This is a genomic window from Candidatus Paceibacter sp. (genome assembly GCA_013360865.1).
Taxonomy (GTDB): domain Bacteria; phylum Patescibacteriota; class Minisyncoccia; order UBA9983; family UBA9983; genus SURF-57.
Map to the genome: position 1 here is coordinate 40247 of JABWAS010000002.1, position 15632 is coordinate 55878.

The following is a 15632-nucleotide window of genomic DNA, read 5'->3' on the forward strand; positions in this document are numbered from 1 at the left end:
TCCTGGCGCAATGCCCTCCTCCCTGCAATCCCTCTTGCTTGGAGGAGGCTTTTTTCTCATCGAAGCTCATCGAAGTCCGGTGTCGATGAGCCTCGATGAGATGAGCTTCTAAAAAGTCTCTTCAACAAAAGTCACCAGGAGTTCTCTTTCCCGCGGGCCGTCCAGCTCCACTAAAACAAGTTTTTGCCACTGGCCGAGCAGGAATTTGCCGCCGCTGACCGGCAAGCTGACGGACTGGCCGACGACGGAAGCCATGATGTGGTCTTTTACATGAGACGGGTCGTGCAAATGCCGGTATTGCAGCTTCGGCACCATTTGTTCAAAAGCGTCCAGCATGTCCGAATCAGTGCCCGGATCAAGGTCGGCCACGGCCAAAGCCGCCGTGGTGTGCTTCACGAAAATATTGCACAAGCCGATGTCCACCGGCAAAATAATTTCCACTTCCTTGGTAATATCCACGATTTCTTTCTTCCTTTTGGTTTTTATTTTAAGAGTTTGCATGAGTGTATTACCCGCTCAAAATAATCTTTCCAATTTTTTTGCGAATTATTGCCATAGTTATCTTACCTCATCATCCTTGATGTAGCGGACTTCGTTTGAGCTTACTCTCCCCTCTCTAAAATCATCTCCCAGTTTTGGAGGTAATATCTTTACATTATCTTCGGGACTTACCCAATAAATTCCGGAAAGCTCATGGGCATGAGAACGGACTATTTTGTCGCTATCGATATAATCTTTTCCGTTTAACACCTCAAAGAAAAATTCTAATGGTTGAATATTTTCCGAACTGACAAAAGTGTTTACATATAATAATCTTCCGATAACGGGCTTAACGCCAAGTTCCTCTGTTATTTCCCTGCTAAGGCAACTCTTAACATCTTCTCCCCATTCCAAATGGCCGCCAGGCAAGGCGACATAACCTGAATCAGATGAATGTCGCACTAAAAGCAATTTCCCATCATGGAAGATTATTGCTCTGCACCGTATTACAAATTTTTTAGTATTGTCCGCGTTCATTTTTCTATCTAACTTGGACATCGGATGTCCAAGTGGTTTATTCAGTTTTGTTGACCAACCAAGTTTTTCCAAAGGTTAATCATATTCCTATCCTTTGCCCAATACTCCAGAATATTATCCCGAAGCTCTTTGTGTTGCGGATAGCCGCCATCAACGATTCCCTCAGGCATCAGGTCCTTGCACTCAATATTAAGCAAAACTGTAATAGCCTCTTTTAGATCATTATACTTCTGTTTACCAATCTTTTCTTCCCAATCGGCCCCGAAAGCATGCCAAGTATAGAAATGCCACAATTCATGCATGGATGTTTTTCTGGCGGAAAGCGACTGCGCGGAAACGTAAAAGAAATTATTTTCAATACTGTACGGACAGCGGCTATTTATAGTAAGGTAGGCCACAATATCGCCAGGAAGAGAAACTCCGAAAATAGTTTCTGCTCTTTTTTGGTATTCACCTGAAATACTATCCCAATCTTTTTGAAATTTTTCCACGCATTCGCCAATATTAATTTTATTATCCTTAAGATATTTTCCTATAAAATCGTCCGTCATTTCAGGATTAGGATACTCTCCGTGCATGGCTACAAGTTGCTCATATTGTTTTGTCGGGATTTGAGAATTGCTTGAACTTTTCCCTCTGCTCAACAAGCACCAGATGTCCTTTTCTTTATTGTATGTAAAACTGACTTTCATTCTATATATACTAATGACAAATCATGATCTTGGCGAAGGATGACTGCCGGACTTGGATTCGAACCAAGATTAGCGGATTCAGAGTCCGCGGGCCTACCATTAGCCGATCCGGCAATGTTTACTTTCCTCAAATAATCTAGCAATAAAAACGCCAAAAATCCAGCTCGCCAAAAATTAAAGGGGAGTTAATTAACTCCCCTTTTTGTTTAGACGCTAGCAAAATATTATTATGTGCTCCGGGCAAGGCGCGAGTTGATAAGTTTATTGTAAAAACTTCTGATTCTTTTTTCTATCAACTCTTTTTTACTCTTGTCGGCAATTACGGTTTTTATATATTTGTTAAGTTTATAAAAACCGAATATCTCCGCTTTGCCGCCCTCCATAAAACAATAAATTGACATTGGGTTTATGTCTTCGTGATGCTCGACGCTTATGTGACAGTTTATATCTGCATCACAGCTTATAACTGAAACGATTATTTTAACTCCGCCGTTGATATTATCGGATGGAATATCCGCGATATAACTGTCTCTAATCTTCTTATTATCATCAGAACGCCACTTAAATTGACCATTTTCCAGAAAACCAATCAGGTCAAGAAAGAAATTAAACCAATCATCTTTTTCCGCTTTCTCGTCAAAAATTGCAAAAAAATCCATAACTATTCCCTCCGGTATTTGTTTTGGTTCAAAAATAAAAATACTGTCAGCTTAACCCAAAACTAACAGATTAAAACCCAGAAGCAAAGGCATGGCCTTTACTATAAGCCATACGCCGTTTGCCATTTGCTATCTATATCTTCAAATACCTCCTGATGGCGATGAGGCTGGAGAGGGCGCAGGTGAGGATGCCGATGCCCAGAAGCAGAATAAATATCTGGCCGAAGTTGGCGATGTAATATTCGCGCAGGCTGACGCCGGAGAAAAAGTTGACGATTTTCGGGTCAAGCCAAAGCGCGAACGGATAAAACAAAATCATGGCGATGATAGCCGAGAAAAATCCGTACATCATCCCCTCCACCACAAACGGCCCGCTGGCGAAGCGGTTGCTGGCGCCGACCAACTTCATAACCTCCACTTCTTCGCGCGATGAATAAATGGCCAGCCGGATGGTGTTGAAAGTTATGAGCATGGAGATAAAAACCAGAATAAGGCTGACGGCCAGGCCGATGTTTTTGGCCGAGTCCATTATCGTAATCAGCCGGTCTATGACTTTCTTGTTTTGGTAGTAGTTCACTTTGTCTATGGAAGAATCGCCCAACGGCCCGCTTTTGCCCTCCAGAAACTTCGCCACCGAGCCGTATTGGGAAACTTCTTTGGTTTTGATGTTGAGCGCCGCTCCGAGCGGATTGCCGTCCAACTCATCCAGCGACTGCATTATGGTGGCGTTGTCTTTATGCCTTGTTTTGAATTCCTCCAGCGCCTGCGCGGCGGAAATGTATTCCACGCTTTTCACCTCGTCCAGTTTGGAAACGGCGTCTTTGACGGCCGTTATTTCCGCTTCGTCAGCGTCCGTTTTGAAGTAAACAGTTATGTCAACCTTATCCTGAACGTGGGCCAGCATTGAGCCCATTATTGCCCGGGAAAAAACGATGGAGCCGATAGTAAAAAGAGTTATCACAACGATAAGTATGGCGGCCAAAGAAACCCAGCCGTTGCGCCAGAAGTTTATAAACCCGCCCTTTATCACCCTTTTTGCTTTAGTAATGATCATTTTCCCCAAGATTTTAGATTTTATTTTTTAGATTTTAGATTACACATGGTATTTCCCCTTCTTATCATCCCTTATCACCTTTCCCTTTTCAAGCGTTATGACCCTTTTCCCCAGCGAATCTATAATGGACTTGTTGTGCGTCGCCAGCAACACGGTAGTGCCAAGTTTGTTTATCTTCTCCAGAATACTTACAACCTCCGCGGCGTTGCGCGGGTCAAGGTTGCCCGTCGGCTCGTCGGCAATTATAACATCGGGGCGATTGACGATGGCCCGGGCGATGGCCACGCGCTGACACTCCCCGCCGGAAAGCTCGTTGGGAAACCGCGAGGCTTTGTCCACCAGATCCACCAACTCCAGCACGTATGGCACGCTGTCTTCTATTTCCGCCGGAGTCTTGCCGGCCGCCTCCATGGCGAAAGCCGCGTTTTCGTAAACGGTTTTATTGGAAAGCAGGCGGAAGTCCTGGAAAACCGTGCCGATTTTTCTCCGCAGCAAAGGCATCTTTTTCCGAGACAGAGAATGAACATTGACCGACTCAAAATACACCGTTCCGGAAGACGGGCATTCCTCGGCCAGAAGCAGTTTCAATAAAGTGGTCTTGCCAGCGCCGGACTGGCCGACCAAAGAAGCAAACTCACCCTGCTCCACCGATAAACTCACCTCGTCTAAAGCGACGGAGTTGGGTGAATAAATTTTGGAAACTTTATCAAAAAAAATCATCCCGGTTAGTACAAATTATGATTGCTTATAAATTTGGTTACATTACGCACACCCTTTATCTAACCCGCAGTGAGCAAATTATGATTAAGCTTTATTTTCGCGAAAAATTTAATCATAATTTGTCCTACCGGGTCATATACCCTTCTCCGCTTCTATAAATTCATCCAGCTCCCCTTCCAGCACCGCGTCCACGTTACCCGTCTCGACATTCGTCCGGTGGTCCTTCACCATCTTATACGGATGCACAACATAAGACCGTATCTGATGCCCCCACTCGGCTTCCACCGTCTTGTTTATCCGTAAAGCGTTTTTCTCTTTCTCCTGTTCTTTTATCATTATACTATACAACTTGGCTTTGAGAATCTGCATTGCCCGTTCTTTGTTTTGCGCCTGCGACCTTTCAGCGTCCGCGTGGATGGCGACGTTGGTGGGCAAGTGGACTATTCTCACGGCCGTTTCTCTTTTGTTCACGTTTTGGCCGCCCGCTCCGCCTGATCTCATTAAATCAACCCTGATATCCTTCTCGTCTATCCTTACTTCTTCCGGCGCCACGAATTTGGGCACCACCTCCAGCAAGGCAAAGGAAGTGTGGCGCAACTTTTTGGCGGAAAAGGGCGAAACGCGGACAAGCCGGTGCACGCCCGCTTCTTTTTTAAGCGTTCCGTAGGCTGATTTGCCGTCAATTTCAAAAGTGATGTTTTTATACCCTCCGTGCTCGCTTTTGTGCTCATGCAAGACAAAAACTTCCCAGCTTTTTTTCCGGGCGAACTTCAGATACATTTCAAAAAGCATTCTCACCCAGTCTTCCGCGTCGTCGCCGCCCGCTCCGGCAAACAAGGTCAAAACCGCGTCGCCCTTGTCGTACTTGCCGACACCGGCCGCTTTTTCTTTAAGTTCGTTAAGTTCTTTCACCGCTTCCTGCGCTTTTATCTTATCCTGCCAAAAATCGGGTTTTTGCATTTCCGCTTCCAGCACGGCTATTTTATTCTTAATTTCTTCTTTTTCCATCCGTTAAATTATATCTTTTTAAGATAATTGGGCAACGCTTAAACTTGGAAGCCAAACTTCCAATTGGAAGTTTGGCTTCCAAGTTTTGACATCGGATGTCGGTTTTGATTTTTGTCCATCGGTTGTTGTTGTGCTAGCATAAAAACAATGGAAACACCGGAGAAAAATAGAGGAAATTTATCCTTGGAAAAAGGCATTTTCGCCTTTTTGCTGATTCTGGCCATGGCGGCGCCGGCTCTTTACTCGGTGAAAAATTTCGGGCAAAAACTCTCGGCGGCTTCGCTTTTAGCCAAAACAAACAAACAGGAAACATCAAATTCATGGCTGCCAGTTAAAAAAGAAAACGCCGGCGCGCCGGAATTGTCCTCTTTGTCTTATCTTTCCGCTTTCATAGGCAACGTCGGAGAAGTAAAAATATTGGCGGAAAAAAACGCCTACGACCAACTGCCCATAGCCAGCGTCACCAAGCTGATGACGGCCATGGTCGCCGCGGATTCTCTTGATATGGAGCAAATAATAACCATGGACAGCAGAAATATTTTGAAAGAAGAGGGCTCCAAAAGATTTAACGCCGGAACGAAATTCAAAGCCAAAGAACTGCTTCACGCCATGCTGGTAGAATCCAACAACGACGCGGCGGCGGCTTTCATGGAAGAAGTCGGCAAAACCAAATTTATTGAACAGATGAACCTGAAAGCTAAACAATTAAACTTATTATCAACGTATTTTAACAACCCCGTTGGACTTGATCCAAAAGACATCCGCGACGAGCTTAACTACTCCACCGCGGCCGACCTCTTGGCGATAGCAAAAGAGGTAAAAGAAAATTACCCGCAAATTTTGGAGATTACTTCCCTGCCGGAATACAATGTCCACAACAGCGACGGCTGGTTCAATCACGTAGCCGTAAGCACCGACAAACTGCTTGCTTCCAACGAGCTGGCTTGCGACGGCGCGCCGCTGAAAATTTTGGGCGGCAAAACCGGCTCCACTGATTTAGCAAAAAAGAATCTGGTTTTAATTACGGGATCGCCAAATCCCGAAGGTTATCTCATAAACATCGTCTTAAGTTCGGACGATAATTTTGAAGACACCAAGAAACTGGCGCGGTGGATGTGCGAATCTTATCAATGGCGGTAATTTTATTCCACCGTCACTGATTTAGCCAAATTTCTAGGTTTGTCCACATCAATTCCTTTGTAATCGGCGATATAATAAGCCAGCAACTGAAGAGGTATTGTATTAATTATCGGAGAAATGTTATCGCTTGATTTCGGCACCTTGATTATAAAATCAGAAAGTTTGCTTATTTTATCGTCTTCTTCGTTGGTTATGGCGATAATTATCCCTTTTCTGGCTTTTATTTCTTCCATATTGCTTAAAATCTTTTCGTAGGTTTTGTCTTTTGGAGAAATGAAGACCACTGGCATATTTTCATCAATCAAGGCGATCGGACCATGCTTCATCTCGGCGGCAGGATAGCCTTCCGCGTGTATATAGGAAATTTCTTTGAGTTTTAACGCGCCTTCCAAAGCCACCGGAAAATTAACACCTCGCCCGAGGTAAATAAAATTCTTGCTGTCTTTTAATTTTCGAGCTATTTTCTTTATTTCATCTGCCTGGCTTAAAACTTCTTTTATTTTCTCCGGAATAATTTCCAGCTCTTCCAGTATTTTTTTATCAAGACTCATTTTCTTTTCCTGCTTTATATACAAAGCCAAAATAAACAAAGCAACAATCTGACAACTGAAGGCCTTAGTGCTGGCTACTCCGATCTCCGAACCGGCGTGAAGATATATCCCCAAACCGGATTCTCGGGCTATAGTTGAGCCGACAACATTTACAATACCCAGGGTTTCAGCGCCCTTGCTTTTTGCTTCCGCCAAAGCGGCCAATGTGTCGGCGGTTTCTCCCGATTGAGAAATGGTTATGAATAAATCTCCTTTTTTTATTATCGGATCCCTGTATCTGAACTCAGAAGCGTAATCAACCTCCACCGGGATTCCGGTCTCGCGTTCTAAAACAAATTTTCCAATGAGCGCCGAATGCCAACTTGTCCCGCAGGATGTTATTATTATTCTTTTTATTTTTTCCGGTTTGATATTAAGCGTCAACCTTATTTTGTTTTTCCTTATCCTGCCTCTCAAGGTATTGTTTACGGCTTCCGGCTGTTGAAATATTTCTTTTAGCATAAAATGTTTGAATCCTCCTTTTTCTATTTCCTCCAAATCCCAGTTTATGCTATGGATTTTTTTATCCATACTTTTGCCGTTTATATTTTTTATTGTCCAGTTTTTGTCTGTTATAACAGCCAACTCGTTTTCGCCCAGATAAATTATCTTGCGAGTCCTGTTAAGCATGGCGGATATATCCGAACTCACAAAGTTTTCTCCCTTACCCGCTCCGATAACAAGCGGAGAGCCTTTCCTGGCGGCTATTATTTTATTTTCGTTTTTATGCACAATCGCCAAGCCGTACGCTCCTTCCAACAAGGGCAATGTTTTTGCCACCGCCTTTTCCAAATCCCCATCGTAAAACTTTTCCACCAAATGAGCGACCACTTCCGAATCGGTTCGGGAAACAAATTTGTGCCCCTCCTTTTGGAGCAGCACTTTCAAAGTTTGATAATTTTCTATAATGCCGTTATGAACAACCGCGATTTCTCCCTTGCAATCCAGATGAGGGTGAGAATTTGTTTCATTTGGCTCACCGTGCGTCGCCCACCTTGTGTGAGCTATGCCGAAATTCATTTTTGTTTTGCCGGAAAACGCGCTTGCCAGATTAAACCGCGCGGCTTTTTCCAGTTCTTCTATTTTTCCCTTCCGCTTTAACACGGTCAATTTTTTTCCGTCAGACACGCAAATGCCGGCACTATCGTAACCCCTGTATTCCAACTTTTTTAAACCGTCAACGAGTAAAGGAATGATATTTTTATTACCGATATATCCAAAAATTCCACACATTGCTTTATTTTAGATTTGTTATTTACTTTCTCCAACCAAAGAAATACAGTTATCAAGAATACCGCTCAACTCGTTTCTCGCGGAATCATCTACGGTTGTTCCCGCCGGATGTTTTTGCCTCCATTCTTCCACCTTTTCATTGCAAGAGCGAATGTTATTAACGGCTTGGTCAATTAAAGAAGTAACCGGCTTTCTCGCTTCTCTTAAAACAAACACGAGCAACGCCACAATAACGATCAAAAGTCCTATTATAATGTAAAAATGTCTATCTTTATTCATTTTTGATTTTGTTTAATTTTTAAATCTATTGGGTGACCTTTTTATATTCTTATTAGGTTATTGCAAGAATGATTAAAATTTCATTAACGGAGGAGGTGGGATTCGAACCCACGGTACCATTTCTGATACACAGACTTTCCAGGTCTGCCGATTAAACCGCTCTCGCACTCCTCCAATTCTTTCCAATTGTGGCACAAAAAGCCAAAAAAATAAAGCCGCAAAATTTAAAAGCCATTAGCTTGCTATATACATAAATGCAAGCTAATGGCTTTAGACTACCACGGAGCATGAAACCCCCTTTCTTTTGCTTTTTTAAGAAAAAGTTCCAGGTATTCCTCCTCTGTCAAAACTTCTTGAGAATAGCTTGGGTCTGCGGGTATTGGGAACCTCGCAAAGTGGTCTTGCCAACACTTGAACCAGCTCAGAAAAAAATTTTCTGGCACCTCATATTTATTAAATGCCGCGATTATTTTTTCCTTAACCATATTAAGTCTCCTTGTTTTAAAGAAGTTTAATCAGAGTAAACAAGATATTAAGATACTTAAAATAAAGTACGTGTTGTTTTGATTAAACCACAAATATTTTACACGTCCAGTCAACGCAAATTCACATGTGGATAAGCCTTTTCTGCGGCTAAAAATCAGCCAATATCCAAATCACGGAGAGCCGCTACCCTTTCTTCAACGGGTGGGTGGGTCATAAACAATTTGGCAAACCAGTGGGTGCCGCCGTTTTTGCCCTTAAGCGGCGATATTATAAACAAATGAGCAGTGGCGTTGTTGGCCCGTCTTAACGCCACGGGATAATTGGAAATTTTTTCCAGAGCCGAAGCCAATCCTTCCGGGTAACGGGTCAAAAGAGCGCCGGAAGCGTCGGCCAGAAATTCCCGCTTGCGGGAAATGGCCAGCTGGATAAGCTTGGCGGCAATCGGGGTAAGAATGGCCAAAATTATTCCAGCCAGCAACATAAGCATCTGTGCCTGGCCGCCGCCTTCCCTATCATCTCTTCTGCCCCGAAAAAATTGCGCCCTCAAAAAGAAGTCGGAAAGAAGCGCCACAAACCCGACCAGAATCACGACAATGGTGGAAACAAGGATGTCTTTGTTGCCGATATGCGAAAGCTCGTGGGCGATGACCCCTTCCAGTTCGTTTTTATTAAGCATTTGGCGCAGGCCGGAAGTGACGGCCACGGCCGCGTGCTCCTGATTGCGGCCGGTGGCGAAAGCGTTGGGCGACGGGTCGTTTATCATATAAATTTTTGGCATCTCCAGCCCCGCCGCGATGCAAAGATTTTCCACGATTCTATAAAGCTCCAAATCCTCTTCCCTGCTTATTGGACGCGCTCCGGACATCGCCAGCACAATTTTGTCGGAAAACCAGTAGCTGAAAAAGTTCATAAACAAACTAAAGACAACGGCGACAACCACAAAAGATGAATCTCCGTAAACCCGCGAAAACACCCAGCCGATTCCGACCACAATAATTAAAAACAGGCTCATCAAAAGCCATGTTTTGCGGATGTTTTTTGATTGGTGGGTGTAAAGTCATGTTTTAATTGTTGTAATTGTTCTAATGTTCTAATTGTTTTAATAATTTAACCTCTTTTTGTCAGGAATTTATCCAAGGCAATAAGCTTAAAATACTCCTCTTGAATTAACTTATCTAATTTATCATAAATTTCTTTACTTATATATTTTTGCTCCAATGATATATCAATACAGGCCATAGTTTCCATGAGTGACCCTAAGGCAATTCTCACGAATGAAGCAAAATCTTTACTGGTCCTTTTGGCGCTTCCTTCAGCAATATTAAGAGGAACTGAAATTGCGGCTCTCCTAATTTGAGAAACCAGGCAAAATTTTTCATCATTTGGAAAATTTTTAGTTATTGAGTATATTTCTTTGACAATACTCATTCCCAATTTCCAAACATCCAATTTATAGAATCCATATTCAACTTTTTTCTGCATATAATGCTCAACTAGAACATTTACAACAAGCGTAGCGATAGAACAACTAGAACTATTTCTTCAAAATTTCCTCCACCATTTTTATTTCTTCCAAAATGCCGTCTATGAGGTCGTATTTTTCCGCCTCTTTGGCGGTCACCCATTTAAAATCCACGCTGTCTTCGTCCAGCTTCACTTCACCGGAAACTAACGGACAGTAATAACTCAACACCAAAACCGGAATGCCGTCCGGCCGGATGAAAGTCAAGTCCAGAAGATATTGCGGTTTGCCGATTTCCAGATTAACCTCTTCTTTTATTTCTCTCCTTAGCGCGTTTTCCACCGCGTTGTACCACTGGTCGCCCTTGTGAGTGGGCGGGGTGTTCGTGTAATCATCGGTTTCCAATCCGCCGCCCGGCACCGTCCATTTACCCGGAAAAGCTTTTTTGCTCAAACTCCGACGGGTGATCAGATATTTGCCATCTTTGTTATAAATAATCGCCGTAGTGGTTATCCGATGCAGTTCTTTATCTTTGATTTGCATAAAAATTGTTTAACATTTGTAATTTCACCTCTGCATAGTCGAAACTAAATCTATGTAATTCAAGTAATCTTCACATGTTACATTGTTATCATTAGGAATTTCTATTTTTTGACAAATATTTGGATCTTTATTGTTTCTAGAAATTTCATAATAACAAGCATTCATTAATTTTACTGAATCATTCCTTACTTTTTTACATTCATTGGGATCATTATTTGCAATCAAGGAATAACAATTTATTATCTTAAAACCATCCGTAGCGCTAAAAAAAGTTTCTTTTTCTTCACAAATTTTACTTCCATTAATTATTTTGCATTCAATTACCTTTGGAGTACCAGAGACATTTTTGATGTTCTTGCATAAATTTATATCTCCGGAATTGATTGCTACATCCCTAAAACAAGAATTTTTGTCATCCTGACTTTTTAAAGCCAAACATATTTTTTCATCATCTAAACCTACAGCATATCGCATTAAGCAACTTTCTACAGAATAGGCAGGATTTCCACTAGAATAATCGTAGAGATCCATTTCAGGAATTTTACGGCAAAGATTTGGGTCTTTTTTGCTTTTAGCAATCGTTAAAATACAAGTAGTGTCCTTGCATAGTTTTTCATCATTAGTAACTACGGCTACAACGCTAAAACAAGAATCTCTTCTTTCTTCTGTAACTCTATCGCAGAATGTAATATCTTTATGGAATCTAGCAACATTTATATAACAAGAACTCTTATTGTCTTCATCTTTAAACTCCTCGCATTTTTTTGGATCAGTAATTTCTGGTGCAACTTCACTTAAGCATTCCTCTTTAAACTTTTCGATAGGAATTTTATAACAAATTCCCGGATTTTGGTCTTTTGCCGCCTTATTAATGTATTCGTAATAATCCTTTTCAGTGAAATTAGTGAGATTGTTGATAAAATTTGTTTTGGCTAATAAGAAATACCCCGAAATAATTACAACAATTATAATTAAGAAAAATTTTATAAATCCTTTTTTATTATTCATAGAATTTTGCATACCGGTTTAAAACTTTACCTTGACCGGTTCTTTGGCCGCCTCCTCCTCCAATTCAAAAAATTCCTGTTTTTGGAAATTAAACATTTTGGCGACGATATTACTGGGGAAAACGTCTATTTTGGTATTAAGGTCGCGGACGTTGGTGTTGTAAAAACGCCTGGCCGCCTGGATTTTGTTTTCCGTGTCGGAAAGTTCGTCCTGCAGCTTGGTAAAACTTTCCACCGCCCGCAGTTGCGGATAAGCCTCGGCGATGGCAAAAATGGATTTTAAAGCCGAGCTGACCATGTTGTCCGCGTCTTCTTTTTCTTTCACCGTTTGCGCGCCCAGCGCCCTGGCGCGAGCCTGCGTCACTTTCTCAAACGCTTCCCTTTCGTGAACGGCGTAACCCTTCACTGTTTCCACCAGATTAGGGATAAGGTCGTAGCGCCTCTTTAATTGCACGTCAATATCCGCCCACGCCTCCTTAACGCGGTTAACGAGCCGGACAAACCCGTTGTAAGAAGCGATAAACCAGATTACGACGACTCCCAAAACGCCCAACAAAATATAAAAAATAAGATTTAATTTTTTATAAACCTCCTTAAGTTTTCTAAAGATTCTTTCTCTTCCAGATTCAAAAGATAAATCTCCGTCAAATCTTTAAATAAATCTATTCTTTCCTTCAAATCCATTTGAGGAACTTTTTCCAAAAGCAAAACCTCCTGATTTTTATCTATGTTTAGGGATTTGATAAGGCTTTGCAGGCTATTGTTTTTTAAGATGTCGTTTGCCATGGCTTTATTTTAAATTAAGGCGTTTTTGGCTGGCCCGGCTGAGTCTGCGCCCCCGCAGCCTGTTTATTGTAGGGCGGTTTCCCCTTGCCTCTTGTCTTCCAGCCCGGCTGCTGTTGAGGCTTCGGTTTTTCCGGCGGATTAAGCAACGTGGCTACCAATCCGACCATCCAGTTTATAAAACCCTTTCTCTTGTTGACGCTGTTTTTATAGCCAGTGTTCAGGTTGTTCATTATCCCAAGGCTCCAGGCGTCGCCTTTGGCGCTATTTTCGTAAGCCTCGTCAAGGAAATTGGTTTCTAAACCGAATCCTTCCATAAATTCTTTAATGCTTTCCAGTGTTTCGTCGTCAAGCTCATCACCCAGATTTTTAATACCTTTTCTTTCGGAAATATTTTTCAGGAAATCTTCCGCTTCGGTTTTGCCGCCCAAAAATTCTTCAATTTTGCCGATTTTTTCCTTATTTCCTTGCTCTGTTTTGACGCTCTTGAGCAAAATTTCATTGACTCTTTCCGCTTTCAACCGGCGAAGATAGCCAGTGATTCCGCCTTCGGCGTTTTTTATCGTGTCAGATATTTTAGAAATTGTTTTATAAGTTTCAAGATTTATTTCTTTACCTCTTTCCGATTGCCACTCTTCGCCTAATTCTTTTATGGCTCTTTCTCTTAAATTTTTATAAAAATCCGCGTATTGATTTCCAAGAAAACCGGCAATATCTTTTTTGGAAAAAACTTCCTTGCCGGTGTTTATTTTGCCGCCCAAAATTCCCGCCAATGAGAATTTCTTAAAATCATATCCGTTTTTCAGCAAGATCAAAACATCATCCTCTTTCACTTTCAACTTTTTTCCTCCAATAGAATCAATAGAACCAAGTTGCTCTCTCATCTTCTCCTGGAAAAATTTGTCGGAGTCGCCACCGTATTTCTTAACCTTGTCTTCTTCGGTAATTTTATCCCATTCTCCGCCCCATATTTCTTTTTTAAGAAAATCACGATGGCTTAATTTTTTCTCCTGATAATTTAAATTAAGCTGAGTGTACTTTTCTTTAGAGATAATTTTCTTATCAACCTGTTTTGCAGATTCTTCGCCCAAATTTCTTCCTGAAGTCTTAATTGCTAATTCTTCTTGTGTTTTTGTAAGATTATTGAATTCTTGCTCTTTAATGCCTCTCTCCGCTCCCTTCAAAACAAAGTTGCCGCTAGAGTCTTTTTTGTTTAAGGTATTAAAAAGTTCTTGTCTTCTGTCTTCAAGAAAATGGAGCATAACAACAGGACTTTCCAGCCGCATTTCACCCTTTTCCATTTCCGCCCTGATATTATAAAGCTCTTCTTTTTTCAAAAATTTCTCGTAGTCTTCCTCTTCGCACCAGGAGCAAGTTTTATTTTTTATTTCATCGCCCAAACCTTCTTTTATAAAATAAGCCAGCTTGCGGGAGTCGGACATATTCACGTCCACGCCCTGTTGCGTAAGTTGGTCTTTGTTGGACTCAAAATATTTCTTGGCGAAGTTGAGATTAATTTCTTCGGATTGCTGTTTGGCGAACAGATTAACGTAATCTTTGGACGAGTCGGAAAACTTCATCTCCTCCCTCGTCCTGTCCATAAACTCTTTGGCTTCCTTGCGCTCCAAAGCTTCGCCCGGAGTTTCAAAATCGTTTTTTAACTCTTTTTCAGGATTGTATAGTTTATCTATTTTTTCCGCTCCCCCTTTCATATCATCTATTATATTACCGCTTCCCATAAAGTCCATCAATCCACCGGACGGCTTAAACTTGCCGTCGGTCATTTTGTCCAATATCTCCGTCAATAATTCGTCGGGTAAATTTTCACCCGCGGCCAGTTCACTTATCCACATTTTCCCGCGAACGGGTATCCCTTGGGAGAACTCATCAGTTATTTCCTTGGTTGAATATATGCCGAACATATTCTTTTCCGGAATCCACCTTATGTAAGTGTCATAGCCGCAAGCCGCCGCCGCTTCAAAACCGAAGCCGACCTTGCCGCCGATGTCTACGATAATTTTCCCATATCGGCCGGAATCTAAAGCAAAGCCGTTTTTATCCAGCCAATCCAGCCTTTTAACGGAAAACTCCGCGTTTTTCTTTTGCTGTTTGCTTATTTCAGAAATTGTTTTGCCGCTGTATTTATCATTGCCCAGCTCTTTTAATTCCTCCTCGGATAACGCCCGCCAAGGGTCTTTAAAATAAGTGACAGCCTTGCCCGCTTTATTTTTTCCGGTCTTTGGTTTAAAAAATTCACGCAAATTGTCAAATGTTATATGTCTCCTCAAGCCGGCCAATGTGTTGGGAAATTCGTTTTCAAAAAAATTTTTATTCAAAGATCCGACATAACCGGCGTTGTCTGTATTGGTGACGAATTTTACCATCTCGTCCAAATATTTCTCTTTCTTGAGCAAGCCAAGCCCGGTAAGGATTTTGTAAGTGAGCTCCGACGCGGAAGTGCCGCTCTTGGCGTCCGGCCCGTGGTGGTCTATGAGCATTGTTCTGCCGCCGTCTTTGACTACCAAACCCCACTCGTTGCCGGTGTCTATAACCACTCTCCCTTCCGCGGATCCTCCCTGATGAACATAATCAACTTTTGACGCGTCTACTCCGGCAAGTTTAATAAGTCCGACACTGGCGTCCCCATCCAAATCGCTAAAGTTGCTAATTGTCGGCTGTTTGTCTTTGCCGTTCATTATCAGCCCGTGAGTAACAAGCTCTTTCCAAAATTCTCTTGTTTTTTCTTTAAATTTTTCATCCCCTTCTTTCTCCGTGGCAGCGTTAAGGTCTTCGTAATTTTCTATCCGACTGAAGGTAAAATTGGAGGCTAGCCTTATCAACTCCGCCTCGTGCCTTTTTTTCTCTTCTCCCGTTAACTTGTCGTCGGGCGCCCAACGGCCTTCATATTCCATCCCTTCGTTTCTCTTTGTGTTGCTGCTGCTGTTTTTTGACATGAGTT

At 42.1% G+C, this 15632-nt stretch carries 18 protein-coding genes and 2 tRNA genes; 1 reads left to right on the forward strand and 19 read right to left on the reverse strand.

The genetic code is table 11. The annotated features are described in order from the left end of the window. Positions 1-108 precede the first annotated feature (108 nt). From HUT38_00450 to HUT38_00485, 8 genes are all read right to left on the reverse strand, one after another. Positions 109-501, reverse strand: a complete 393-nt coding sequence (locus HUT38_00450; GenBank protein NUQ56958.1) for a YjbQ family protein — start codon at positions 499-501, stop codon at positions 109-111. Positions 502-558: 57 nt separating this feature from the next. Then, positions 559-1038: an NUDIX domain-containing protein gene (locus HUT38_00455; protein ID NUQ56959.1), complete on the reverse strand. Its 480-nt coding sequence runs from the start codon at positions 1036-1038 to the stop codon at positions 559-561. Between the two features lie 20 nt (positions 1039-1058). After that, positions 1059-1709, reverse strand: a complete 651-nt coding sequence (locus tag HUT38_00460) for a hypothetical protein (protein ID NUQ56960.1) — start codon at positions 1707-1709, stop codon at positions 1059-1061. A gap of 43 nt (positions 1710-1752) precedes the next feature. Then, positions 1753-1823 (reverse strand) — tRNA-Gln (locus tag HUT38_00465). A gap of 113 nt (positions 1824-1936) precedes the next feature. Then, entirely contained in the window at positions 1937-2368 is a 432-nt protein-coding gene (locus tag HUT38_00470) for a hypothetical protein (protein ID NUQ56961.1), read from the reverse strand. A 133-nt stretch (positions 2369-2501) separates the two neighbouring features. Continuing rightward, positions 2502-3422: an ABC transporter permease gene (locus tag HUT38_00475; protein ID NUQ56962.1), complete on the reverse strand. Its 921-nt coding sequence runs from the start codon at positions 3420-3422 to the stop codon at positions 2502-2504. A 39-nt stretch (positions 3423-3461) separates the two neighbouring features. Next, positions 3462-4142 carry a cell division ATP-binding protein FtsE gene (ftsE, locus tag HUT38_00480; GenBank protein NUQ56963.1) on the reverse strand — a complete coding sequence of 227 codons (681 nt, stop codon included), beginning with the start codon at positions 4140-4142 and terminating at the stop codon, positions 3462-3464. A 132-nt stretch (positions 4143-4274) separates the two neighbouring features. Further along, a complete protein-coding gene (locus HUT38_00485) occupies positions 4275-5150 on the reverse strand; it encodes a PCRF domain-containing protein (protein ID NUQ56964.1) in 876 nt (291 codons plus the stop codon). Between the two features lie 147 nt (positions 5151-5297). On the opposite strand from HUT38_00485, the gene HUT38_00490 reads away from it, so the two are divergent. Further along, the gene (locus tag HUT38_00490; protein ID NUQ56965.1) at positions 5298-6290 is read left to right on the forward strand and encodes a D-alanyl-D-alanine carboxypeptidase; all 993 of its coding nucleotides are present in this window, start codon (positions 5298-5300) and stop codon (positions 6288-6290) included. Between the two features lie 2 nt (positions 6291-6292). On the opposite strand, the gene glmS is transcribed toward HUT38_00490, so the two are convergent. From glmS to HUT38_00545, 11 genes are all read right to left on the reverse strand, one after another. Continuing rightward, complete coding sequence (glmS, locus tag HUT38_00495) at positions 6293-8113, reverse strand: glutamine--fructose-6-phosphate transaminase (isomerizing) (protein ID NUQ56966.1); 1821 nt, start codon at positions 8111-8113, stop codon at positions 6293-6295. An 18-nt stretch (positions 8114-8131) separates the two neighbouring features. Next, positions 8132-8392 (reverse strand): hypothetical protein, encoded by a 261-nt coding sequence (locus HUT38_00500; protein NUQ56967.1) that lies wholly within the window; start codon positions 8390-8392, stop codon positions 8132-8134. A gap of 87 nt (positions 8393-8479) precedes the next feature. Further along, positions 8480-8566: transfer RNA gene (locus HUT38_00505), tRNA-Ser, on the reverse strand. A gap of 101 nt (positions 8567-8667) precedes the next feature. Continuing rightward, entirely contained in the window at positions 8668-8877 is a 210-nt protein-coding gene (locus tag HUT38_00510; protein ID NUQ56968.1) for a hypothetical protein, read from the reverse strand. Between the two features lie 155 nt (positions 8878-9032). Continuing rightward, positions 9033-9890, reverse strand: coding sequence for a M48 family metallopeptidase (locus HUT38_00515; GenBank protein NUQ56969.1), 858 nt, complete (start codon positions 9888-9890; stop codon positions 9033-9035). Between the two features lie 95 nt (positions 9891-9985). Continuing rightward, a complete protein-coding gene (locus HUT38_00520) occupies positions 9986-10360 on the reverse strand; it encodes a four helix bundle protein (protein ID NUQ56970.1) in 375 nt (124 codons plus the stop codon). 52 nt (positions 10361-10412) lie between these two features. After that, the gene (locus tag HUT38_00525) at positions 10413-10883 is read right to left on the reverse strand and encodes an NUDIX domain-containing protein (protein NUQ56971.1); all 471 of its coding nucleotides are present in this window, start codon (positions 10881-10883) and stop codon (positions 10413-10415) included. A gap of 24 nt (positions 10884-10907) precedes the next feature. Beyond that, positions 10908-11891 carry a hypothetical protein gene (locus HUT38_00530; GenBank protein ID NUQ56972.1) on the reverse strand — a complete coding sequence of 328 codons (984 nt, stop codon included), beginning with the start codon at positions 11889-11891 and terminating at the stop codon, positions 10908-10910. An 18-nt stretch (positions 11892-11909) separates the two neighbouring features. Further along, a complete protein-coding gene (locus HUT38_00535; protein ID NUQ56973.1) occupies positions 11910-12458 on the reverse strand; it encodes a LemA family protein in 549 nt (182 codons plus the stop codon). 5 nt (positions 12459-12463) lie between these two features. Continuing rightward, entirely contained in the window at positions 12464-12676 is a 213-nt protein-coding gene (locus tag HUT38_00540) for a hypothetical protein (GenBank protein ID NUQ56974.1), read from the reverse strand. A gap of 14 nt (positions 12677-12690) precedes the next feature. Further along, entirely contained in the window at positions 12691-15627 is a 2937-nt protein-coding gene (locus HUT38_00545; protein NUQ56975.1) for a hypothetical protein, read from the reverse strand. Between the last annotated feature and the right edge of the window lie 5 nt (positions 15628-15632).

Coding starts and splice junctions, on each gene's coding strand:
- HUT38_00450 (NUQ56958.1), bottom strand. CDS start 501: ATGCAAACTCTTAAAATAAAAACCAAAAGGAAGAAAGAAATCGTGGAT.
- HUT38_00455 (NUQ56959.1), bottom strand. CDS start 1,038: ATGTCCAAGTTAGATAGAAAAATGAACGCGGACAATACTAAAAAATTT.
- HUT38_00460 (NUQ56960.1), bottom strand. CDS start 1,709: ATGAAAGTCAGTTTTACATACAATAAAGAAAAGGACATCTGGTGCTTG.
- HUT38_00470 (NUQ56961.1), bottom strand. CDS start 2,368: ATGGATTTTTTTGCAATTTTTGACGAGAAAGCGGAAAAAGATGATTGG.
- HUT38_00475 (NUQ56962.1), bottom strand. CDS start 3,422: ATGATCATTACTAAAGCAAAAAGGGTGATAAAGGGCGGGTTTATAAAC.
- ftsE (NUQ56963.1), bottom strand. CDS start 4,142: ATGATTTTTTTTGATAAAGTTTCCAAAATTTATTCACCCAACTCCGTC.
- HUT38_00485 (NUQ56964.1), bottom strand. CDS start 5,150: ATGGAAAAAGAAGAAATTAAGAATAAAATAGCCGTGCTGGAAGCGGAA.
- HUT38_00490 (NUQ56965.1), top strand. CDS start 5,298: ATGGAAACACCGGAGAAAAATAGAGGAAATTTATCCTTGGAAAAAGGC.
- glmS (NUQ56966.1), bottom strand. CDS start 8,113: ATGTGTGGAATTTTTGGATATATCGGTAATAAAAATATCATTCCTTTA.
- HUT38_00500 (NUQ56967.1), bottom strand. CDS start 8,392: ATGAATAAAGATAGACATTTTTACATTATAATAGGACTTTTGATCGTT.
- HUT38_00510 (NUQ56968.1), bottom strand. CDS start 8,877: ATGGTTAAGGAAAAAATAATCGCGGCATTTAATAAATATGAGGTGCCA.
- HUT38_00515 (NUQ56969.1), bottom strand. CDS start 9,890: ATGAGCCTGTTTTTAATTATTGTGGTCGGAATCGGCTGGGTGTTTTCG.
- HUT38_00520 (NUQ56970.1), bottom strand. CDS start 10,360: ATGCAGAAAAAAGTTGAATATGGATTCTATAAATTGGATGTTTGGAAA.
- HUT38_00525 (NUQ56971.1), bottom strand. CDS start 10,883: ATGCAAATCAAAGATAAAGAACTGCATCGGATAACCACTACGGCGATT.
- HUT38_00530 (NUQ56972.1), bottom strand. CDS start 11,891: ATGAATAATAAAAAAGGATTTATAAAATTTTTCTTAATTATAATTGTT.
- HUT38_00540 (NUQ56974.1), bottom strand. CDS start 12,676: ATGGCAAACGACATCTTAAAAAACAATAGCCTGCAAAGCCTTATCAAA.
- HUT38_00545 (NUQ56975.1), bottom strand. CDS start 15,627: ATGTCAAAAAACAGCAGCAGCAACACAAAGAGAAACGAAGGGATGGAA.